Raw genomic sequence first — 1,534 nt, 5'->3', positions numbered from 1 at the left:
GGGGCGCACCAGCCTGTTCACACCACTGCCGATGGAAGGCATCAAGTTGCTGTTCGGGGTGTACCACGACCCGAGCCTTGAAAACCTGAAGAAGATGCTCGACGTGTTTGTCTACGACTCCAGCGCCCTCACCGAGGAGCTGATCAGCCTGCGTCACAAGAGCATTCTGGCCAACCCTCAGCACCTGGAAAACTTTCTCAAGAGCATCGATTTGAGCAAGTTCCAGATGGGCGATTTCACCGCCAACTTACCCGACATCAAGCACCCGACCCTGATTACCTGGGGCCGCGACGACCGCTTCGTACCGATCGACTGGAGCCTGAAGCTGCTTAACGGCCTACCTGACGCCCGCCTGCATGTGTTCAGCCAATGCGGCCATTGGGCACAGTGGGAGCACGCTGATGCATTCAACCGTCTGGTGATCGATTTCCTCAACCACTAAGTCGTGGCGCCTGCCTCTCGTTGCCATAGCGGCGAGAGGCAGGGCGGCAATGGCATTGCATCAAAGCTCCTCGCTTGTGTTCTCCCCATGAACCCATAACACAAACAAAATGGGGGCTTCTTCATGACTGAATTACATTGGGTCGGCGTTGCCTTGGCGTTGGCTGCCAGCGCGTCGACCTATGCCACACAGGAGACGCCTGCGTGCGCAGCGGGAAGCGGTTACACGCCGATCTGCGGCATGGCGCCGCCCGAGGATCTGGAACTATCGCCGGATGCCCGCTTCCTGTTCCTGAGCACCACGCCCGGCTTGGCCAACAGCCAGGACGGCCAGTCGGTGTGGTTTTCGGCCTGGACTGGCAACGGGGTGTTTTTGTTGGAGCGTTTGCCGGGGACCGGCTGTTATTGCTTCCCGACGTTTTGCCCGCGCCTTAAGTCCGCTGCATGCGCACGTAGAGTCGTGCGCCACCTTACGGTTTTGTTGAAAAGCCCCTTTGGCCGTGCGGGCTAAATCCGCTCGCACGCTTCTGTTGATAATCACGCACGCAGTTCAATGATCAGGAGCGGATATGCAGCCTTATGACGTTATCGTGCTGGGCAGTGGCAATGCCGGGCTTTGCGCGGCCCTTTCAGCCTGCGACCAAGGGGCTCGGGTGGCCTTGCTCGAACGTGCGCCGCAGGAACAGCGGGGCGGTAACTCGGCCCATACCGGCGGCGCTTTTCGCGTGGCATACCGGGGAGTGGACGACTTGCGCCGGCTGATGCCGGATCTGTTGGATTCCGAGGTGCAAAACAGCGATTTCGGCGCCTACAGCCAGGACGATTTTTTCGCGGAGTTGGCCTCGATGAGTCAATACCGCTCCGATCCGGAGGTGCTGGACACGGTGGTCTCGCAGAGCCTGGAGACCTTGCACTGGATGACCGGCAAGGGCGTACGTTTCATGCCAATCTACGGACGTCAGGCTTTCATGGTCGAGGGCAAGTATCGTTTTTGGGGCGGCCTGACCATCGAGGTTTCCGGCGGCGGTCTGGGGTTGGTCGATGCCCTGTTTCGTCGCGTCGAAAAAGAAGCGGTGGAGGTTTTCTACGGCTG

Annotated in this window: 3 protein-coding genes; all 3 read left to right on the top strand. The window is 59.6% G+C overall.

The genetic code is table 11. The features are described from left to right. Positions 1-442: alpha/beta fold hydrolase (locus PMI29_RS03260; protein ID WP_008003298.1), on the top strand; the 442-nt coding region annotated here is incomplete at its 5' end. A gap of 123 nt (positions 443-565) precedes the next feature. Next, entirely contained in the window at positions 566-952 is a 387-nt protein-coding gene (locus tag PMI29_RS03265) for a hypothetical protein (protein WP_008003283.1), read from the top strand. A gap of 58 nt (positions 953-1,010) precedes the next feature. Then, positions 1,011-1,534, top strand: a 524-nt coding sequence (locus PMI29_RS03270; protein WP_008003282.1) for an FAD-dependent oxidoreductase, incomplete at its 3' end; no start/stop codon positions are given.

This window comes from Pseudomonas sp. GM49 (genome assembly GCF_000282355.1).
In the GTDB taxonomy this organism is placed as follows: Bacteria; Pseudomonadota; Gammaproteobacteria; order Pseudomonadales; family Pseudomonadaceae; genus Aquipseudomonas.
This window is presented reverse-complemented; position numbering and strand designations above follow the sequence as displayed.